The sequence below is a fragment of the Mycobacterium scrofulaceum genome (genome assembly GCF_002086735.1).
Lineage (GTDB): Bacteria > Actinomycetota > Actinomycetes > Mycobacteriales > Mycobacteriaceae > Mycobacterium > Mycobacterium scrofulaceum.
In genome coordinates, this window is sequence record NZ_MVIJ01000172.1 from 1 (window position 1) to 341 (window position 341).

General features: G+C 65.1%; 1 protein-coding gene. It reads right to left on the bottom strand.

The features are described from left to right. On the bottom strand, positions 1 to 326 hold a 326-nt coding region (locus BST44_RS29300), incomplete at its 3' end, for an IS110 family transposase (protein ID WP_142274752.1). Positions 327 to 341: the final 15 nt, after the last annotated feature.

Here is a 341-nt window from a genome sequence, read left to right on the forward strand (position 1 = left end):
CCGCGCGCGACCGCCAGTGCATCGATGGGGTCAGACTTACCGCGCGTGCGTGCTGAGGCACGGGTCTGAGCCATCAGTTTCGGTGGGATGCGCACGACCTGCTGCCCGGCGGAGAGAAGGTCGCGTTCTAACCGGGCTGATAGGTGCCGGCAATCCTCGATCGCCCACACCAGCTGTGCGCCGAAGCGTTCCCTGGCCCACATCACCGCCTCAGCATGCCCCGGCGTGGTCGCCTTGACGATCTTCTCCCCGAGCTTGCGGCCCACCTCGTCGACCGCGACAAAGGTGTGCGTGCGCTTGTGTACATCGGCTCCAACAACAACCATGGTGGTTGCCTCCAT